Here is an 18,162-nt window from a genome sequence, read left to right on the forward strand (position 1 = left end):
TTTCCTCTCGCACCTTTCTCTTCTCTGCGCCAGGCAGCCGTCGACACTGGCCGAATCGAGCGAAAGTGCCGATACCTTATCACTCTCAATACCGTATCTATATCCCTTAAACCCTCTATCGTCTGTAATAAGATAACAAATAAAAGTTTAAAATATCCCAGTTTCTCTTGAGGATTGTTAAGACCGCTACACGGAGATTGGCAAGGCGGGGTCGGAAGAGAACCCCCACAACCATACATCCTTCTGAATCTGCTATTTTGATCATCCCTTTATGAAATACTGAATCTCAACAGTCTATCAATATATCCCAAATTTGTGCCTTAAGTATGGAATGTGAACATTTTTTGATTTATTTGGAAAATAGTCGTTTTTTCTCATTCTTCTAATTCCAAAAATCGTTAAGCTATTCTACAAGAAGGGAGGGAATAAATGAATAAACTGTCGATGTTTGTCTGATTCAGCCGGTCAGTTTTTCGAAAATGGCAAATTTATTTTAGGAGGGTAAATCATGAAAAAAATGTTTGCTTTCTTTACAGCCTTAATGCTCGGTTTGACTTGTTTGCCGTACTTATCAGAAGCGAAAGAATCAAAGCATACGGACAGTTCTGTTACAACCTTGCCTTCTATGTCTATATCCACATCTCTCAATCAGTCATTGGACCAGGAAAAACAACAGTTTAAAACTTCCGCTATTAATCTCAACATCAACCTCGATCTTTTAGGAATCGGAAACTCGATTAGAGATGCTATCGTTCAAAGCTCCAACCGCAGCGGTTTCGTCAAAAACTGCATGGAAACCGCTTTTTATTCTGCAGGGCAAAGATACAATGTCATGGTGTTCAACTTAAGCCAAGGCTATCACAACGGTTTAAGAGGAGTTAAATTTTATGGATCTGCCAACTATCATGGCGTGATTTACGGCATTTGGGTATTTGAAAGCGGACAATTTACAAACCAGGGAGACGGCGGCTGGATTAACTGGGCCTTTAAAGGCTGGTTTGATCGAAACGGCCAAACTGTAACATTCCGCATGCCTTAATCAAAGTCAAAGTATCCCCCTCTTCTGCCTGCCGGTAAAATCGTCAAAAACGAATTCACCGGCAGGCCTTTTTAATATGTCTGCCGCAGAAAAAAGCCGATTAATCATACACTTCCCTTGCCGGTCATACCGCTGCCATTTCACAGAGAGAAAAGAAAGTACCGCTGACAAACTGTCTGCATGAAAAAAAGGCCGGACAAATCCGGCCTTATAAACAATTCAATCTTAAAATACGCCAATGACGTCCAAAAAGACGACAATAATAACGATCGGAGCGGCGTAGCGGATCAGCAAAAGCCATGCTGCAAACCATTTTCTGCTGATTTTAGAGCCCTCCCTCAATTCAGCAAAAAGCTCTTCTTTCGGGATTTTGAGCGGCACAAAAACAGCGATGAGCAAAGCGCCGAGCGGCATTAAAATATTGCTGACAAGGTAATCCGCCGCATCAAAAATAGATAGATTAAAAATCGATACATCCTGAAGCACGCCATATGATAATGCTGAAGGAATTCCGAATAGGAAAATCGCAATTCCCCCGGCCCAAGCGAAAGCCTGTCTTTTTTTAGGATCCCCTTTTGATAAGGAAGAAACAAGGATCTCAAGCATTGAAAATGCGGACGTCAGTGTAGCAAATAAAAATAAGAGCAGAAACGCCAATAAAAAGACGATTCCCAAAGGCATCTTGTGAAAGACTGACGGCAGCACATTAAATAACAGCATCGGGCCGGCATCAGGAGATAATCCGAATGAAAAAACGGCCGGAAAAATCGCAAACCCGGCAAGAATCGCTACAGATACATTGAGCAATGTCACTGAAACGGCCGACTGTATAAGGTTTTCTTTTTTCGATAAATAAGAGCTGTACGTTACCATAACGGAAACACCGACACTCAGCGAGAAAAAGGATTGTCCAAGCGCAAACAGCACCGTTTTGGCTGTGATATGGGAAAGATCAGGTTTTAAGAAAAATTCCAATCCTTCCATTGAACCGGGAAGTGTAAGCGAACGGATGATCAAAAGCAGAAAAATAACGAACAGAGCAGGCATCATAAACTTGCTCGCTTTTTCAATTCCGCTTCTGACCCCTTTTGCAACAACAAGAATCGTGATCATGATAAATGCAAACTGGCTCGCAAGAACGAGATACGGATTTGCAATTGTCTCTCCGAAAAGACCTGCATAATCCGTGCTTCTTGACAGTTCGCCGGTCAGTCCTTTGATAATATAAATGATGATCCAGCCGCCGACAACACTATAGAAAGACAGCAGAATAAAACACGTGATAATGCCAAGCCGGCCGATCCAATGCCAAAGCGAGCCGGGCGCCAGCTCCTTATAGGATTCAACGGCATCTTTTTGAGTCTTTCTGCCGATAATGAACTCCGCCATTAATAACGGAAGCCCAATCAATAAAGTAAAAAGAATAAACATAAGTAAAAATGCTCCGCCGCCGCTTGTTCCGGCGACATAAGGAAACTTCCATATCGCGCCGAGCCCGATTGCCGAGCCGGCCGAAGCTAAGATAAATCCAAGCTTTGATGACCATATATTTTGTTGATTTTCCACTTAAGCACCTCTTCTTCTCGGTCTAATTGCATATGGCTACAAACTATCATTTTAAAAAGCATAAACGAATTCGTCAAGGTTTTCAAACATTTCTTTCAGTTTACATAATAATATTATTTAAAACAAATTCGAATTTTACAAGTATTGAATTATTCAGAATATTAATTATAATAAGAGGATGTTATATTTTCTACAGATGTGAGGAGCTGGACTTATGAGTTATTTGATCAAAATCAGTCAATTTGCAGGAAAAACGTTCGCCATTTGGGTGATTCTGTTTGCGGTTCTCGGCTTTGCCTTTCCGACGCAATTCACCTGGATCACCCCTTATATTACCATCCTGCTTGGCGTGATTATGTTTGGCATGGGATTGACATTGTCAGCGGACGATTTTAAAGAGCTGCTGAGACGTCCCCTGCATGTGCTGATCGGTGTGCTGGTTCAATATACGGTCATGCCGCTGCTCGCTTTTGGACTGGCCTATGGACTCGGGCTTCCCTCCGAAATAGCGGTTGGGGTCATTTTAGTGGGATGCTGTCCCGGGGGAACGGCATCAAACGTCATGACATTTTTGGCGAAGGGGAATATCGCCCTGTCAGTGGCGATTACAACGGTTTCCACATTGCTTGCCCCTTTTTTAACGCCGTTTCTCATTTTATTTTTCGCAAAAGAATGGCTTCCGGTATCTCCGGGCTCACTGTTCTTGTCGATTTTACAGGCGGTGCTGCTCCCGATTATCGCCGGGCTGATCGTTCAATTTTTCTTTAAAAAACAAGTGAAAAAAGCGGTGCAGGTGCTTCCGCTCGTCTCTGTTCTCGGCATCGTCGCCATCGTCACCGCGGTCGTCGGAGGCAACCGGGAAAACATTATTCAATCAGGGCTGTTGATTTTTGCGGTCGTCGTTCTTCATAATGGCCTCGGCCTTTTCCTTGGCTTTGTTTTGGCAAAGTGCTTTAAAATGGATTATGCATCACAAAAAGCCGTGTCCATTGAGGTCGGCATGCAGAATTCGGGTCTCGGTGCAGCATTGGCAACGGCGCACTTCTCTCCTCTTTCCGCTGTCCCGAGCGCTGTTTTCAGCGTCTGGCATAACCTTTCAGGCTCATGGCTTGCGACATACTGGAGCAAGAAAGCAAATAAGCAGAAGAATAACAATTATTCTCCTGCCCCGCAGATGATAAACAAAAAGCTTTGACCGTACATGCGGCCAAAGCTTTTTTCTTGATTTAACCTTCCAACAGAAGCTGTTCAGGATCTTCAAGCAGATTTTTAATCGTAACCAGGAAGCCGACTGCCTCTTTACCGTCGACGATCCGGTGGTCATACGATAATGCAATGTACATCATCGGGCGGTTTTCGAAACGCTCTTCATCAATTGCTACAGGGCGCAGCTGGATCTTATGCATGCCCAAAATACCAACTTGCGGACTGTTCAAAATCGGAGTCGACAACAGTGATCCGAACGTTCCTCCGTTTGTGATCGTAAAGGAGCCTCCTTGAAGCTCGTTGAGCGACAATTTGTTGTTTCTCGCTTTCTTCGCAAGCTCTCCGATATCCTTTTCAATATCAGCAAAGGTTTTGCGGTCTGCATCCCGAACGACCGGTACGACGAGGCCATCCGGCGCAGCAACAGCGATTCCGATGTCATAGAATTGTTTGATCACAAGCTCGTCGCCTTGAATTTCCGCGTTGAGGAGCGGATATTTTTTCAGCGCGGCGACCACAGCTTTTGTAAAGAATGACATGAATCCGAGCTTCACATCATGCTGCTCAAGGAATTGATCTTTTCGGCGTTTCCTTAGGTTCATGACCGCCGTCATGTCCACTTCGTTGAATGTCGTCAGCATAGCGGCGGTGTGCTGAACTTCAACGAGGCGTTTGGCGATCGTCTGTCTCCGGCGGGACATTCTTTGACGCTCTACCGGTTTACCTGCATTTTCGGTTTGTTTAGCAGCCGGCGCCTGTGTTTCGCGTTTTGGTTCAGGCTGAGCTTTTGGCGGCTGCTCGTTCTTCTGATAAGATTCAACATCTTGCTTTCTGACCCTTCCGAGCGGATCACCGGTAGGAATCTCCGATAAATCGATGCCTTTTTCACGGGCGAGCTTTCGGGCAGCCGGAGAAGCGATTGTCCTTGTTTTGGTTGTATCCGCCTCATCGTTCGCGCTTTCGCGAGGTTCGGCTGTCTTTTCAGACGTGGCTGGCTTCTCTTCCGAAGCGCCGGCGCTTTCTTGAGCGTCAGCTTGAGGAGCCGTTGATTGGCCTCCTTCTCCTTCGCCTTCTGAAATCGTTCCGATTATTTCGCCGACCTGAACCGTGTCACCGGAATCTTTCAGCACTTCCTGAAGAACGCCGGACTGCTCTGCCGTCAATTCAACGTTGACTTTATCAGTCTCCAGCTCAAGCAGGAATTCCCCTTGTTCTACATAATCTCCCGGTTGTTTCAGCCATTGGGCTATCGTTCCTTCTGAAATTGATTCCGCTAATTCAGGTACTTTAATTTCCGCCATTTTTTAGTTCCCCCTTAATTTTTGCGAGTCAAGCTATCAGATACAATGCGTTCCTGTTCCTTTTTATGAACCGTCGGATCCCCTTCTGCCGGACTTGAACGTCTTCTTCTGCCAATATAGCGGACCTTCACGTCCTTTGGAGCAATCTCTCTTAAATAAGGCTCGATATAGTTCCATGCACCCATATTTTGCGGTTCTTCCTGTACCCAGACAATCTCCTCCAAATTCGGGAGTTTGCTGAAGATCGCTTTAATATGCTTTGCAGGGAAAGGATACAGCTCTTCAACCCGTGCAATATGCAGCCAATCTTTTTCACCTTCCATTTTATTGAAATGGCTGCTGATGTCAATCGAAACTTTACCGCTTGAAAAGACGAGGCGCGTCACTTTGTCATACTGATGGGAAAGTCCTGACATTTCATAGACCGGCTTAAAGTTACTGTCGCTGAGCTCCTGCACTTCTGATACGGTATTCGGATTTCTCAGCAGGCTTTTCGGCGTCATGATGATCAGCGGGCGGATCTCCTCGCGAAGGAGCATCTTCGCCTGCCTTCTTAAAATATGGAAATACTGGGCAGCGCTCGTCAAGTTGGCGACAGTCCAGTTGTTTTCCGCCGCCAGCTGAAGGAAGCGTTCCGTTCTTCCGCTTGAATGCTCAGGTCCCTGCCCTTCATAGCCGTGCGGCAAGAGAACAACGAGCCCTGATTTTTGTCCCCATTTCGCTCTTCCTGCAGAAATGAACTGATCAAAGTACACTTGCGCCGCGTTTGCAAAGTCTCCAAACTGCGCTTCCCAGATCACCATCGTTTCCGGCGAAGACACGTTATATCCATATTCAAAGCCAAGGACGGATCCTTCAGAAAGCGGGCTGTTGTGAACCGCAAATGACGCTTTCGTATCTGCAAGGTGATGCAGTGCGATGAATTCGTCCCCTGTCTTGCTGTCGTGAAGGACAAGGTTGCGGTGTGCGAATGTGCCGCGTTCTGAATCCTGCCCGGTCAGCCTTAGAGGTGTGCCGTCTTTCAAAATGGATGCAAAAGCCATCGCCTCTGCAAGCGACCAGTCGACTTTTCGGTCATCGTCGAACGCTTTGGCGCGCCTTTCGAGGATTCGCTTTAGCTTATCGAAAACGTTGAAGTTTTCAGGCCATGAAACAAGCTCCTGATTAATTTTGCGCAAAGTTTCAACATCAACCGACGTGTCAACATCAGGAAAACCGTTGGAAACAGGTTCCGGAAGAACGATTTCATGCGTCATATCTTCCTTTTTGGCCGGCACTTTGCGATACGCTTCTTCTAAACGCTTCATGACAGCGTCCCCGATTTTGTCGACGGTTTCATTATCGACGATCCCGTTATGAATCAGCTTTTCAGCAAAGATGTTCTTGACGGTCGGGTGCTTTCTGACCGCATCATACAGCATCGGCTGCGTTGCAGACGGCTCATCCATTTCATTGTGGCCGAAACGGCGGTAGCCGATCAGATCGATCAAAAAGTCTTTGTTGAAAGTCATGCGGTATTCAACAGCGAGCTGAACCGCTGAAAGGCATGCTTCAGGATCATCCGCATTGACGTGGACGATCGGAATCTCAAAACCTTTTGCAAGGTCGCTTGCATATTTCGTCGATCTTGACTCATTGCTTTCCGTCGTAAAGCCGATCATGTTATTGGCGATAATGTGAATCGCTCCGCCCACCTGATAGCCTTTAAGCTGGCTTAAATTCAGCGTTTCCGCGACAATGCCTTCCCCTGGGAATGCCGCATCGCCGTGAATCAGAATCGCCAGCGATTTTTTAACGTCTTGAAGCGGATAGCCGCTCTCCGTTCTCGTTTCCTGGGCGGCTCTTGTCGATCCCTCAACGATCGGATCGATGAACTCCAGGTGGCTCGGATTGTTCGCGAGCGCAATGCGCGCCGTTTTCGTATGCTCATCCTGAATCTGACGGTTGGCGCCGAGGTGATATTTTACGTCACCCGTCCAGCCGTAATTGATCCCTGTCGAACCTTCCGACGGAACGAGATCTTTGTTCGGCGCATGCTGGAATTCAGAAAAAATGATTTCATAAGGTTTTCCGAGCACATGCGCAAGAACGTTCAGGCGGCCCCTGTGCGCCATTCCGATATTAACGTTTGTCGTACCTGCCGAAACGGACTTGGCGATAATATCATCCAGCATGGGCACAAGCGCATCAAGTCCTTCTATTGAAAAGCGTTTTTGCCCGACAAAGGTTTTGTGGAGAAACTGTTCAAGGCTTTCAACTTCTGTCAGCCTTCTTAAAACTTCCACCAGCTTTTCTTTCGATTTCGGGGCGAATAATTCCCCGGATTCGATCTTTTTCATCAGCCAGTTGCGCTCTTCAAAAATGTGCACATGGTCAAATTCAAAAGAAATCGATTTTTTGTATGTGTTTTTCAAGTACTGGATGGCTTCTAAACCGTTCGTTACTTCTTGAGGGGCATCTTTGCATATGACAGACGCCGGAATTTTTTTCACATCCTGCTCAGTTAACCCGTACTCAGCAAGAGGAAAAAGCTCCTGTTTCTCTTGTGTTTTTCTCAGTGGATTGACGGAAGCGTTTAAATGGCCATAGGTTCTAATATCTTCTGCGAGTTTTATCACTGATGCGATTTTTTGAATAGATCCAGCCGTGAAATCTGCCTCTTCGTTTTTTAGAGAGGCGGCCCTTATATCGCCCGGGGGAGCTCCAAGTTCGTCAAACATCTCTTTTAAATCAGCATCCAAGCTTTCTGGATCCTTGACGTATTGATCGTAAAGCTCCAGCACATAGCCGAGGTTCGGACCGTGAAATTCTTCCCAAGTCATTCTTTGTTTCATACTATTTTGAAACATTTGAACATTACCCCCAACCTAATAATCAAGTGAATGATTCACTATCTTAATATATCTTCTGAACCTTACGCCCAGAAATATGTAATAAAAACGCTTCCACGTACATTTTACCACTGTTTCTCATTTGTTTCTACACAGATTGTTCAAATAAAATTAAAAAATCATCTTGAAAAATAAAAAATTTTATAATTTTGAACTTTCAGACCAAATTCTTTTAAACCGGCTCATTATTTATTCACATATTTCCCCTAACCGTCTATTTTTTAACATCCCGATGTGCTCCGCAAAAAATTAAGTTGATAAAAATAATAAAAATTTCAATATTTCACTGTGTTTCTACGATAAAAAACAGATGGCCGCGAGTATTGCTGCCATCTGTCCTATCTAGCCTATACTTTTGTTCAACAGCTTTTTTAAAAGCGGGTACAGAACATCGGGAAGCTGATCGACGTCCGGGACGAAAAGGCTGTACTTTCCGTACATGTCCTGTATCGTCTTGATTTGCGATTCTTCGATTTCGCTGTTTGATAAAAATACATTGATGACTTCGATATTTCGTTTCCTCGCTTCCATAACGGCTTCATGTGTATCGACAATCCCGTTTTGTTCATAATCGAATGCGGCCGGCTCCCCATCTGAAAAGACAATCAGGAACTTCTGAGCTTCGCTTCTTTGAACAAGCATCTTCGTCATCTGTCTGATCGCATATCCATCCCGGTTGTCTTCCTCCGGTTCAAGCTGCATGATATGCGGTCCGGCGCCTGCTTTTAAGGAATCCGCAAAAGAGACGACCGTATGAAAGTAATTGGGCTGGCTCGTCTCTGTCGCATCGTTCGTATCTTCCCAAAAACCGACGATTTGGTGAGGGACAGCAACAGATTTAAGCGCTTCGTGAAACAGGACAATGCCCCGTTTCGTCTCGGCCATTTTGTCATGCATGCTTGCTGAACAGTCGACGAGCAATGTAAAAACGGCGTCGATCTCTGTTGACGGTTCTTGCTTTTTATAGAAGAGCCGTGGATTGCGCTCTGTAAAGTAACGGAGCAGTTTATTGTTCAATCTGCCTGCATGCAAATCGGTTCTCGGGAGCGTTTTTTTATGCTCGAGCGTTTTTTGAATCATCTGCTTGAGCCGTTTTTGATACGATTCGATTGTTTTGGCTTGAGCCTGGTAGTCTAATATGTCTTCGTTAGAAGGTTTTTCCGGAGGCTTCATCACCGAAAACGCATAGCGGTTTTCTTTGCCGGCTGGTGCGGCGCCGCTGTTTGGCTCATCTTGAACAGATTCAAGCGATTCAAGTTTTGAATAGTCTTTTCTTCTCGTCTGCTTCGCCGTTCCCTGAACAGACCCGAGCGCTTGGTCGCCGTCTTCGCCTTCTCTTAAAGCGCCGCCGGAAATATCGGTTTTTGCGCCGTGCTCCAAATCAAACTGGAGAAAGCTTTTCGCCGGAGCTTCCGTTTCTCTGTGCCAAGTCGGCATTTCTTCTTCATGAACTTCCTCATCACCCGCACTTTTCTCTTCAAGCGTCAGATCCTCGCTCAGCTTCGGTTTTGCTTTCAAATCTTGAAAAAGCGCTTCTTCGTCAACTTGCTCGTATTCCAATTCCGGAAAAAAGAAGTACGTATTCAGCATATCCTTTTCGAGCACCTCTTCAAAACCTTCCATCAGCCCGCTTACAATCGAGACGATGTCAGCAGTTGAACGCGCTTCGAATACGCGGGCGAGCTCGGCTTCTATAAATCCCTTCATCGGATCGACCGATTCATGTATAGCCGGTATCTCATCAAGCGGCGACTCCGCGGTCAGCTTAAGATATACAGCGCAAAACAAAGCATCTGTAAAAATGCTCCGCTCCAGATTCAGCGTCAACTGGGTCGCAAAATGTTTCCGGTACATTGATTTCCGGCTCGAAAATACCGGTTTTGTACCGGGCCGCTCCCTCTTGATGAACTCTTCGATTCTGATATCTTCAAAAAGCATAAACAACTGTTTTGCCAAACTCTTAAAATGATATTTCCGAGTCGCGTCAAGTATGCGGGAAAAGTCTTTCATCGAGCTGTAACGGGAGCCGATTGACCGCAAGTATACATCGCTTTTCAAACCGTCTACCATATCCCGGTGGTTCCGGTCTTTCCAAAAATGGCTCATGTAGATCTTTTTCTCAAAAGGATTGTAGTAAGACTGAACCCCGTACTCCACTTCAACCTGATCGCTTTTCGCGAGCGTTTTCGCGAGATCTGTCAGCTCCATAAAAAGCAGAGAGTCAATCTTGCTGTCATTGAATTTAATAAACTTCATAAAAAAACCCTCATTCGAACAAAGTCTGGGCAATATTTCGGACCGCCGCTTTTTCGCGTTCATCATCAAGCTTTTCAACGATGCCGCGTTCGATCGCTCGCAGCGGCGGAATATATGTCGACAGGTCGCAAGTATCGAGAAGCGCTCTGATGGAAGCGGCCTCTTCAGAAACCTGTCCATTATGAGCCTGCGTCATTAAGTCCGATGACAGGGTAACAAACCGGTTCAGCAGCTTCTGATTTTTTAGTTCGGATTGTGTTTCAAGCACCCGCTTCAGCAGGTCACCTTTAATGTAGGGCACGTCGATAATGACAAACCGGTTTTTCAGCGCTTCGTTCAACGGGACCGTTCCGACATAGCCTTCGTTTATCGCTGCAATCACGCCGAATCCCTCTTTCGCTTTGATGACGTCCCCCGTAAACGGATTGGTCATCATTTTCCGGTAATCGAGCACCCCGTTTAAGATCGGCAGCGTTTCCGGTTTCGCCATGTTGATTTCGTCAATATATAGGAAATGGCCGTTGTTCATCGCTTTTGTCACAGGACCTTCGATAAATTCAATAGAGGCGTTCCCGTTGGTGTTTTCAATCGTTTTGTAACCGACAAGCGCCTCTGCATCAAGATCCACAGAACAGTTGACACTGTGCATAGGTTTTTGAAAATAAGCGGAGAGCGTTTCGGCAAGTTTTGTTTTTCCGGAGCCTGTCGGGCCTTTTAACAAAACGTTTTTTCCGAGTGACAGCGCGATCATCGCGTCATAGAGAATGGCGCTGTCTTCCGCTTCATAACCGGGCGTTCCAATCAATGATTGGTATTCCGCGGCAACAGGTTTAGCGGCAGACTGAATCAGCCGCTCTTTTATTTTTTCAGGCAGCTCTAGTTCATGCAGATCATATTTCATGTGTTGTAAAATTCCTTTCTCAAAGCGTCTTCTGTATGTAAGTATACTAGAAAAGATGCACTGCCCTCAATATAAACGGCTTCCATGCGCCGATTCACTTTTTTCCGGTGTTCGTCAGCGCTCCGCAAACCATCCGGGCTCCGGAGTTTCCGGATGGATTTGTCAGATCATCATCCTGATGCTCATGAATGACGAAAGCACTTCCGTCATGATCAAGCAGACTGAACTTGCTTTTCTGATCGAGGGTGACGTCCGGCGCATTTACGATAACGTCGACTTTGCCGTCGGCTCCGACTTCAATATTCGGCAAATCACCGGCATGCGGTCCTTTCGGATTGTGAAAGCCGTGCTCCTTTTGGTCAGGATTGAAATGAGCACCCGCACTTTCAAAATCAGGCTTTTTACACACGCCCGTTTCATGAATATGAAAAGCAAGCATTCCCGGCGGCAGATTATGGGCGCTGACTCTGATATCAAGGCCTTCTGCAGCAGATTCAGACACTTCTATAAAACCGGTTTCCGTACCGTCGCGTTTGATCAGCGGTACTTTTAACGGCTGTGTCATCGCTTCAAAGGTTACTCTATGTTCCTGTTCGACATTTTTTTGCTGAATTTCTTTCTGCTGTGTACATGCAGCTGCCAAACAAACGGCCATACATGTGAGCAATATGTAATGTAATGTTCTCAAACGGCTCCCCCCTTCGCTTTTCTTTTCAGTTTAGACAACGAAGAGGGGCATTAAACCTGTCCTTCCTATCCTGAAAACACGCAAAAAAAAAGCCATATAAAATGGCTTTTTTAGAATGAATACCGTTTTGCGCCGAGATAGCGCTGTTTCCAGTAGGAATTGTTCATGTCGCTGACAGTGACACCGGAATCGTTGGCATTGATAAACTTGTTGTTTCCTAAATAAATGCCGACGTGTGAAGGGCCCGCTTTATATGTTTGGAAGAAAACGAAGTCTCCTCTTGAAGGTTGGCTGACTGGTGACATGACGCTCCAGTATCCGGCTGCGCTCAGCCTTGAGACAGATGTGACTTTGTTCAACGTGTAATAGATGAATCCGCTGCAGTCAAAGCCTGAAGGGTTGTTGCCTCCCCATCTGTAAGGCACGCCGATATGCTTTTCTGCTTCTGCAATCATCCGTTCGACCTTTGCACTTGTCGAAGTGCCGGTTGAAACTGAAGAGTTCGGCGAGCTGGAAGACGGGCTGCCGGATGATCCGGAAGTCGATGCACCGGAGATTTTAAGCTTCTGGCCGACTTGCAGGACATCTGTTTTTAATCGATTAGCTTCTCTGATGCTTTGTACTGTCACATTCATCGAATTTGCAATTTTCCACAGAGAATCGCCTGGTTTAACCGTGTAAGTGGTCGTTTTTGAACTGCTGCTTGTGTTCGTTTTACTTGATGAAGAATTTGAAGACGAACCAGAAGATGTTTTGCTTCCGCTGGAAACCGTTCCTTTCACTTTAAGAACCTGGTTCGGGTAGATCGTGTCCGACTTCAAGTTGTTCAGCGTTTTAATTTCGGCGATTGTCATATTCAAATTATTGGCAATTTTCCATAAAGAATCGCCCAATTTGACTTTGTATGTGCTGCTTGAACTTTGCGAGCTTGAGGATGAGCTGGATGATTTCGAACTGGAACTCGAACTTGAGCCAGAGCTGGAACCGGTGTTTTTCGCGCTTCCTTTAATGACCAGCTTTTGTCCCGGGTAAATCATATCGCTGCTCAGACCGTTTAAGTTTTTAATCTCTTTTACGGTTGTTTTGTAGTCTTTGGCAATCAGCCACAAGGAATCTCCTAATTTCACTGTGTAAGTTGACTTTGCAGTGCTTGAGCTTGAGCTGGAACTTGCGGATTTTGTCTGTGAGCTGCTTTTTGACTTGCCGTCCGGTACTTTTAAAGTTTGCCCGACATAAATAACTGTAGATGAAAGATTGTTGGCTGATTGAAGTGCCGAAACACTGGTATTGTACTCAGCTGAAAGCTTCCACAGTGAGTCTCCGCTTTTCACCTTGATGGTTTGGGCTTCTACCGGTGACGCCGCCAATGAAGTTCCAACTACCGCAGAGGCCGCCAAACCTACTGCTATCTTCTTCTTCATAACCTCTTAACCTCCCGTTTCATTTTCGTTCTCTCTATGTATGCCATTACATTTGCCATTGCTTAAGACTTTATCCAGCCGGTCAGGCAGGTGATCTGATCACCGTATGGATGGCCTTTGGCTGAAAGCCCCCTTTTATATTCTTAAGCAAAAAATGCAATTCACGATTTGTATCGGTCTAATTTATATTTTTTTAATAGTCTTTTTGCCTTTTTACAAATTTCTTATTAAAAATACAGACTGATAGGCACATTGACAAAAATCAACACTTTTTTCAATGCTCGAGATATCGGGTGCTTTTTTTGCAAAGGTTTGAGTTTTAAGTTTTCGGAAATACGATGATCAGTTGTTTTAAAATCAGAGGTTCATGGTGAAAAACAGCGAGAAGGAGTTAACTGGATATGCTGCATGTGCCGAAACAGCCCGAATAGACGCCGTAACATGCGGATTTCTGTGCCGTTTTACAGCCGATTTTCTTTTTCGGATCAAACGGTCAAGCCCAGCGTTCAAGTTGAGGGTGTAAAAACTGCGTATTCTTATTCATTAGTTTACCGTAAATCGCCGATCAATCCTCATCTATTGCCTAATCGAAAAGCAAAGATCAGGATCACTTATACATTTCTACATTTCAGCACAAATTCCTCCACGAAACCATAAATTGACTATATCATACATTTTTTTTTGCCAACATCCGGAATTGGGAGTATCTTTTTTTTAGATCGAACGGCGTTTTACTATTTCATCTATAGATTCTTATTTCCTATCTTAATATAAAGATAAATGTAAAATTAACACTTAATACCCATTCTTTTTTGTATATCAATAGTCGTTATTTACTATTAGAAAACACATAAAAAAACTTCCGGTTTATTACCGCCGCTTTCATGCATGTTTCCTCCTTTTATGACGCATTTTAAGATATGGAGGTGAATCTTCTTGACCATTCAAAAAATATGTCAATATTTATGTACGTGTTTAGGAATTCTTTCTCTTTCCTTTATTTATGTGCAAATGTTTAAAAAAGCAAAACAGGCGAAAAAAGATTGAACAGACATTTATTGCATTTTATACATAACGTGTTATAATTTCTCTCGTTATCCAAAAGAAACGGGGAACTGATATGAGGGAAACAAAGGATTTGCGGGAGAAAACAAGGCAGTTTTTAACGATTTTAATTCCGATTTTGATTACGCAAGCGGGACTGTCGCTCATTACGGTTCTCGACACGGTGATGTCAGGCAAAGTCAGTGCCGCCGACCTCGCCGGCGTCGCAATCGGCTCGAGTTTGTGGACCCCGGTTTATACAGGGCTTGCCGGCATTTTGACGGCTGTAACACCGATGGTCGCCCAACTGATGGGGGCCAAGCGGCAAAAGGATGTCCCTTATACTGTTATTCAATCGATTTATGTGGCCGGAATCATCAGCATTGCCGTGATCGTCTCCGGGTACTTACTGATTGATCCGGTGCTTGAGAATCTCGATCTTGAACAGAAGGTAGCGGTCATCGCAAAGCAATATTTAATCTGCATCGGGCTCGGCATATTGCCGTTGTTTGTTTACAATGTGATGCGCTGCTTTATTGATTCACTCGGAAAAACGCGGGTGACGATGCTGGTTACGCTCTGTTCTCTGCCCATTAATTTTGTTTTGAATTATTTGTTCATTTTCGGGAACTTCGGCTTTCCAAAGCTTGGAGGAGCAGGAGCCGGTATGGCTTCCGCCATCACATATTGGTGCATTTGTCTGATCTCTTTATACATCGTCCACAAAAAGACGCCGTTTCACCAGTTTAGGATTTTTGGAACATTCTATTCATTTTCTTTTGCTGAAAGTATGAAACTGCTGAAAATCGGCATTCCGATCGGTTTCGCCATCTTCTTTGAGACGAGTATATTCGCAGCTGTCACTTTGCTGATGAGCCATTTTGACACGGTCACGATCGCTTCCCATCAGGCGGCAATGAATTTCGCTTCGCTTCTTTACATGCTTCCATTGAGCGTATCGATGACGCTGACAATTGTCGTCGGCTTTGAGGCCGGAGCAAAACGGTTTAAAGACTCGAGAACCTACAGCTATCTCGGCATTTCAATAGCGGTCGGTTTTTCATTATTCACCGCACTCATCATTTTACTGTTCAGAGAGCAAATCGCCGGTTTGTATGCGGCTGACCGGGATGTGCTGCTTCTGACAAAGGACTTCTTGCTGTTTGCGTTGTTTTTTCAGCTGTCAGATGCCATCGCGGCTCCGATTCAAGGAGCGCTCAGAGGATATAAAGATGTTAACTACACGCTTGTCACAGCTCTCGTCTCGTATTGGATTATCGGGCTTCCGGTCGGTTTTGTGATCGGAACGTATACTTCATTCGGAGCTTTCGGGTACTGGATCGGACTGATCACGGGGCTCGCAGCCGGTGCAGTCGGGCTGTTTTTCAGGCTCAAACGCATTCAAAACCGCTATATTCACACTCAAAGCGTGTAAAAAGGTGCCGGGCTCATATGCCCGACACCTTTTTTGATCATTTTAATCATTCCATTGATAGGTCCAAAATGTTTCTTTTTCAAACCATGTCTCAACAACCGGCTCGCCATTGGCGAGTTTTTTCTCTATTTCTTTCATAAAGCCACCTGTTTGAGATTTATGCGCTTTGAGCGCGTTCATTTTAATATCTGCGGCTTCTTTGATATCAAGAACGACGTCAGGTTTGCCAAGAACCTCTTCCCTGTGGTGGGTGATGGCCATGCATAAGACGCGCGGCCGGTCTTCTTTCTTTTTCCGCGATAATGCCCTGATGACCGCAGCACCGCACGCATCATGGTCAGGATGAACGCCGTGTCCCGGATAAAACGTCACAACAAGGCTCGGGTTTACATCATCAATGACAGCCTCTATTCGATCGGCCAGTTTTTCTTCATCCTCGAATTCGAGCGTTTTATCGCGGTATCCGAGCATGCGCAAGTCCTGTACATCCATTTCCCTGCAGGCGTCGATCAGCTCTTGCTTTCTGAGCAGCGGAAGGGTTTCCCTGTTGGCAAAAAGCGGGTCTCCCATATTTCTTCCCATCTCGCCCAGCGTCAGGCACGCGTATGTTACAGGTATATCTTCTTTTCGGTTTAAGGCGATCAAGCCGGCGACTCCGAAAGATTCATCGTCAGGATGCGGCAAGATCACGAGTAAATGTTTTTTCATCTATAACACCTTCTTTTTAGACTGCAAATGGCTTTTTGCTGATTTGAAGCGAAATGGCGAGTTTGCCGCCCGGCAAATAGCCGGCGAGAAGCAACCTTCCTTCATCATCAACCGTATAATCCGTCAGGCCTTCGGCGTAGATCCAGCCGTCTTCGATTTTCAAACCGGCGCGAAATGGCCCCTCGCCCGTGATTTTGGCGCGGGAGCATGTCACCTTCGCGTTTCTGATATACGCCACCACGGTCATGTTCTGCTCATCTTTATGCGCGGAATACGATCCGGTTGTCGTCTCCAAATGAATGTAAACAGGCTGGTTTAAAAATGTTTCCAAAGAAGCCTGCACATCTTCTTTTATTATTGCTTTCATGTTACTCCCTGCTTTCTTCGTTTGTTAATAACTCCAATCGTTCCGTATGCCATTCAATCAGCTTGAGCTTCATATCTGGTTCCAATTGTGAATTCACAATGCGCCGGATTGATTGATAGTATTTTTCGTGCTTCGTCTTTCTGAGCCTTGGATGGGTGCGGAGGTCGTTCAACTCATCATCAATCGCCCGATGAAGCGCCTGCCTGCCTTCTCCGTCCATCGTCCGGTTTTTCCAAAGGGTTTTATACGCCCGGAAAAGCTCTAGTTCGTCTGCCATGACGGAATAACCTCCGAAGTGCTTCAATAATGTTTAATTATACATAATCAGTGCTTATTGAAAAGAAAAAGGGCTTACGGATGAAAGGAATTTTTTCTTTTTAAAAATACCTTCTCCGGTTTCTTCCATTGAAATTGCGAAAGTGTAAACAAAATCAGCGCCGCCCATATGCAGGTAAACGTAAAGACCTTACTGCTGCTGAACGGTTCATGGTAGACGAACACGCCTAAGCATAATGTAATGGTCGGAGCGATATATTGCAAAATGCCGACTTGATAAAGCGGAAGTTTTTTCGCACCTTCCGCAAATAAAAGCAGCGGAATCGCAGTTAACACTCCTGCCAAAAACAGCAGTACCATCATGCCGATGCTCCCTGAAGCGGCTTGAGCCTTTTCCGGATGGCTGAAGAACAACAGATAGATCACTGCAACCGGAGCGATCATCATCGTTTCCAGGGTAAGTCCTATGGCGCTTGAGAGCGATGTCCGCTTTTTCGCCAGTCCGTAGAGCCCGAAACTGAATGCAAGTATCAGGGCGATGTACGGCACGGAACCGTACTGGAAGGCGGAAATAAGCACGCCGAAGGCAGCGAGAAGAACTGCCGCTCCCTGCATCCGCGTCAGCTTTTCCTTTAAAAAGACAATTCCGAGCACGATCGATACGAGCGGATTGATGTAATAGCCCAGGCTCGCTTCAAGAATATAACCGTTGCTGACAGCCCATATGTAGACATACCAATTGATCGAAATCAGAACGGACGACAAAATGAGCGGTACAAATTCCTTACGGTTTCCCGAAAGCGCGCGAAATGCTTTGACTCCGTTTTTCCACTGCCGCAAAACGAGAAGCACGCCGCACATGAAAACAAATGACCAGATAATCCGGTGCGCCAGTATATCGAGCGCAGCCGTCTGATCGAGCACTTTCCAATATAAAGGAAGGAGCCCCCACAGCAGATAAGAAAGCGCTGTGTAAATGATTCCTTTCGTTTGAGATGAATGATTCATGTCTGTTTCTTTCCTTTCTTCTCATCACTTTCCGCACTTTTTTGCATATACTGTA

14 protein-coding genes are annotated in these 18,162 nt (G+C 45.3%); 3 read left to right on the plus strand and 11 right to left on the minus strand.

The annotated features are described in order from the left end of the window. The first annotated feature begins 508 nt into the window (after positions 1–508). Positions 509–1,039 carry a stress response protein YvgO gene (locus MKZ04_RS06585; protein ID WP_151253642.1) on the plus strand — a complete coding sequence of 177 codons (531 nt, stop codon included), beginning with the start codon at positions 509–511 and terminating at the stop codon, positions 1,037–1,039. Between the two features lie 225 nt (positions 1,040–1,264). Here MKZ04_RS06585 and MKZ04_RS06590 read toward each other — a convergent pair whose 3' ends face one another. Continuing rightward, positions 1,265–2,605 (minus strand): sodium-dependent transporter, encoded by a 1,341-nt coding sequence (locus MKZ04_RS06590; protein ID WP_020451817.1) that lies wholly within the window; start codon positions 2,603–2,605, stop codon positions 1,265–1,267. 214 nt (positions 2,606–2,819) lie between these two features. Between MKZ04_RS06590 and MKZ04_RS06595 the strand changes: the two genes are divergently transcribed. Next, the gene (locus tag MKZ04_RS06595) at positions 2,820–3,800 is read left to right on the plus strand and encodes a bile acid:sodium symporter family protein (protein ID WP_026579553.1); all 981 of its coding nucleotides are present in this window, start codon (positions 2,820–2,822) and stop codon (positions 3,798–3,800) included. 31 nt (positions 3,801–3,831) lie between these two features. Here the strand turns inward: MKZ04_RS06595 and odhB are convergent, their stop codons facing one another. The 6 genes from odhB to MKZ04_RS06625 all read right to left on the minus strand — a co-directional run bounded on the left by odhB (position 3,832) and on the right by MKZ04_RS06625 (position 13,269). Next, positions 3,832–5,112 (minus strand): 2-oxoglutarate dehydrogenase complex dihydrolipoyllysine-residue succinyltransferase, encoded by a 1,281-nt coding sequence (gene odhB / locus MKZ04_RS06600; protein ID WP_020451819.1) that lies wholly within the window; start codon positions 5,110–5,112, stop codon positions 3,832–3,834. 14 nt (positions 5,113–5,126) lie between these two features. After that, positions 5,127–7,961 carry a 2-oxoglutarate dehydrogenase E1 component gene (gene sucA, locus MKZ04_RS06605; protein ID WP_341045578.1) on the minus strand — a complete coding sequence of 945 codons (2,835 nt, stop codon included), beginning with the start codon at positions 7,959–7,961 and terminating at the stop codon, positions 5,127–5,129. A 384-nt stretch (positions 7,962–8,345) separates the two neighbouring features. Next, positions 8,346–10,259: a vWA domain-containing protein gene (locus MKZ04_RS06610; RefSeq protein WP_023857356.1), complete on the minus strand. Its 1,914-nt coding sequence runs from the start codon at positions 10,257–10,259 to the stop codon at positions 8,346–8,348. Positions 10,260–10,269: 10 nt separating this feature from the next. Beyond that, the gene (locus tag MKZ04_RS06615) at positions 10,270–11,160 is read right to left on the minus strand and encodes an ATP-binding protein (RefSeq protein ID WP_023857357.1); all 891 of its coding nucleotides are present in this window, start codon (positions 11,158–11,160) and stop codon (positions 10,270–10,272) included. 94 nt (positions 11,161–11,254) lie between these two features. Then, complete coding sequence (locus tag MKZ04_RS06620; protein ID WP_407640594.1) at positions 11,255–11,815, minus strand: superoxide dismutase family protein; 561 nt, start codon at positions 11,813–11,815, stop codon at positions 11,255–11,257. Between the two features lie 143 nt (positions 11,816–11,958). Next, positions 11,959–13,269 carry a C40 family peptidase gene (locus MKZ04_RS06625; protein WP_023857359.1) on the minus strand — a complete coding sequence of 437 codons (1,311 nt, stop codon included), beginning with the start codon at positions 13,267–13,269 and terminating at the stop codon, positions 11,959–11,961. Between the two features lie 1,120 nt (positions 13,270–14,389). Here MKZ04_RS06625 and MKZ04_RS06630 point away from each other — a divergent pair. Further along, positions 14,390–15,748 carry an MATE family efflux transporter gene (locus MKZ04_RS06630; protein ID WP_023857362.1) on the plus strand — a complete coding sequence of 453 codons (1,359 nt, stop codon included), beginning with the start codon at positions 14,390–14,392 and terminating at the stop codon, positions 15,746–15,748. 42 nt (positions 15,749–15,790) lie between these two features. On the opposite strand, the gene bshB2 is transcribed toward MKZ04_RS06630, so the two are convergent. From bshB2 to rarD, 4 genes are all read right to left on the minus strand, one after another. Continuing rightward, complete coding sequence (gene bshB2, locus MKZ04_RS06635) at positions 15,791–16,456, minus strand: bacillithiol biosynthesis deacetylase BshB2 (RefSeq protein WP_025811289.1); 666 nt, start codon at positions 16,454–16,456, stop codon at positions 15,791–15,793. A gap of 16 nt (positions 16,457–16,472) precedes the next feature. Then, entirely contained in the window at positions 16,473–16,823 is a 351-nt protein-coding gene (locus MKZ04_RS06640; protein WP_020451827.1) for a YojF family protein, read from the minus strand. A gap of 1 nt (position 16,824) precedes the next feature. Then, entirely contained in the window at positions 16,825–17,100 is a 276-nt protein-coding gene (locus tag MKZ04_RS06645) for a hypothetical protein (protein WP_023857365.1), read from the minus strand. A 74-nt stretch (positions 17,101–17,174) separates the two neighbouring features. Further along, entirely contained in the window at positions 17,175–18,107 is a 933-nt protein-coding gene (gene rarD, locus MKZ04_RS06650; RefSeq protein ID WP_020451828.1) for an EamA family transporter RarD, read from the minus strand. Positions 18,108–18,162: the final 55 nt, after the last annotated feature.

This window comes from Bacillus sp. FSL W7-1354 (genome assembly GCF_038002405.1).
GTDB classification, from domain to species: Bacteria; Bacillota; Bacilli; order Bacillales; family Bacillaceae; genus Bacillus; species Bacillus paralicheniformis.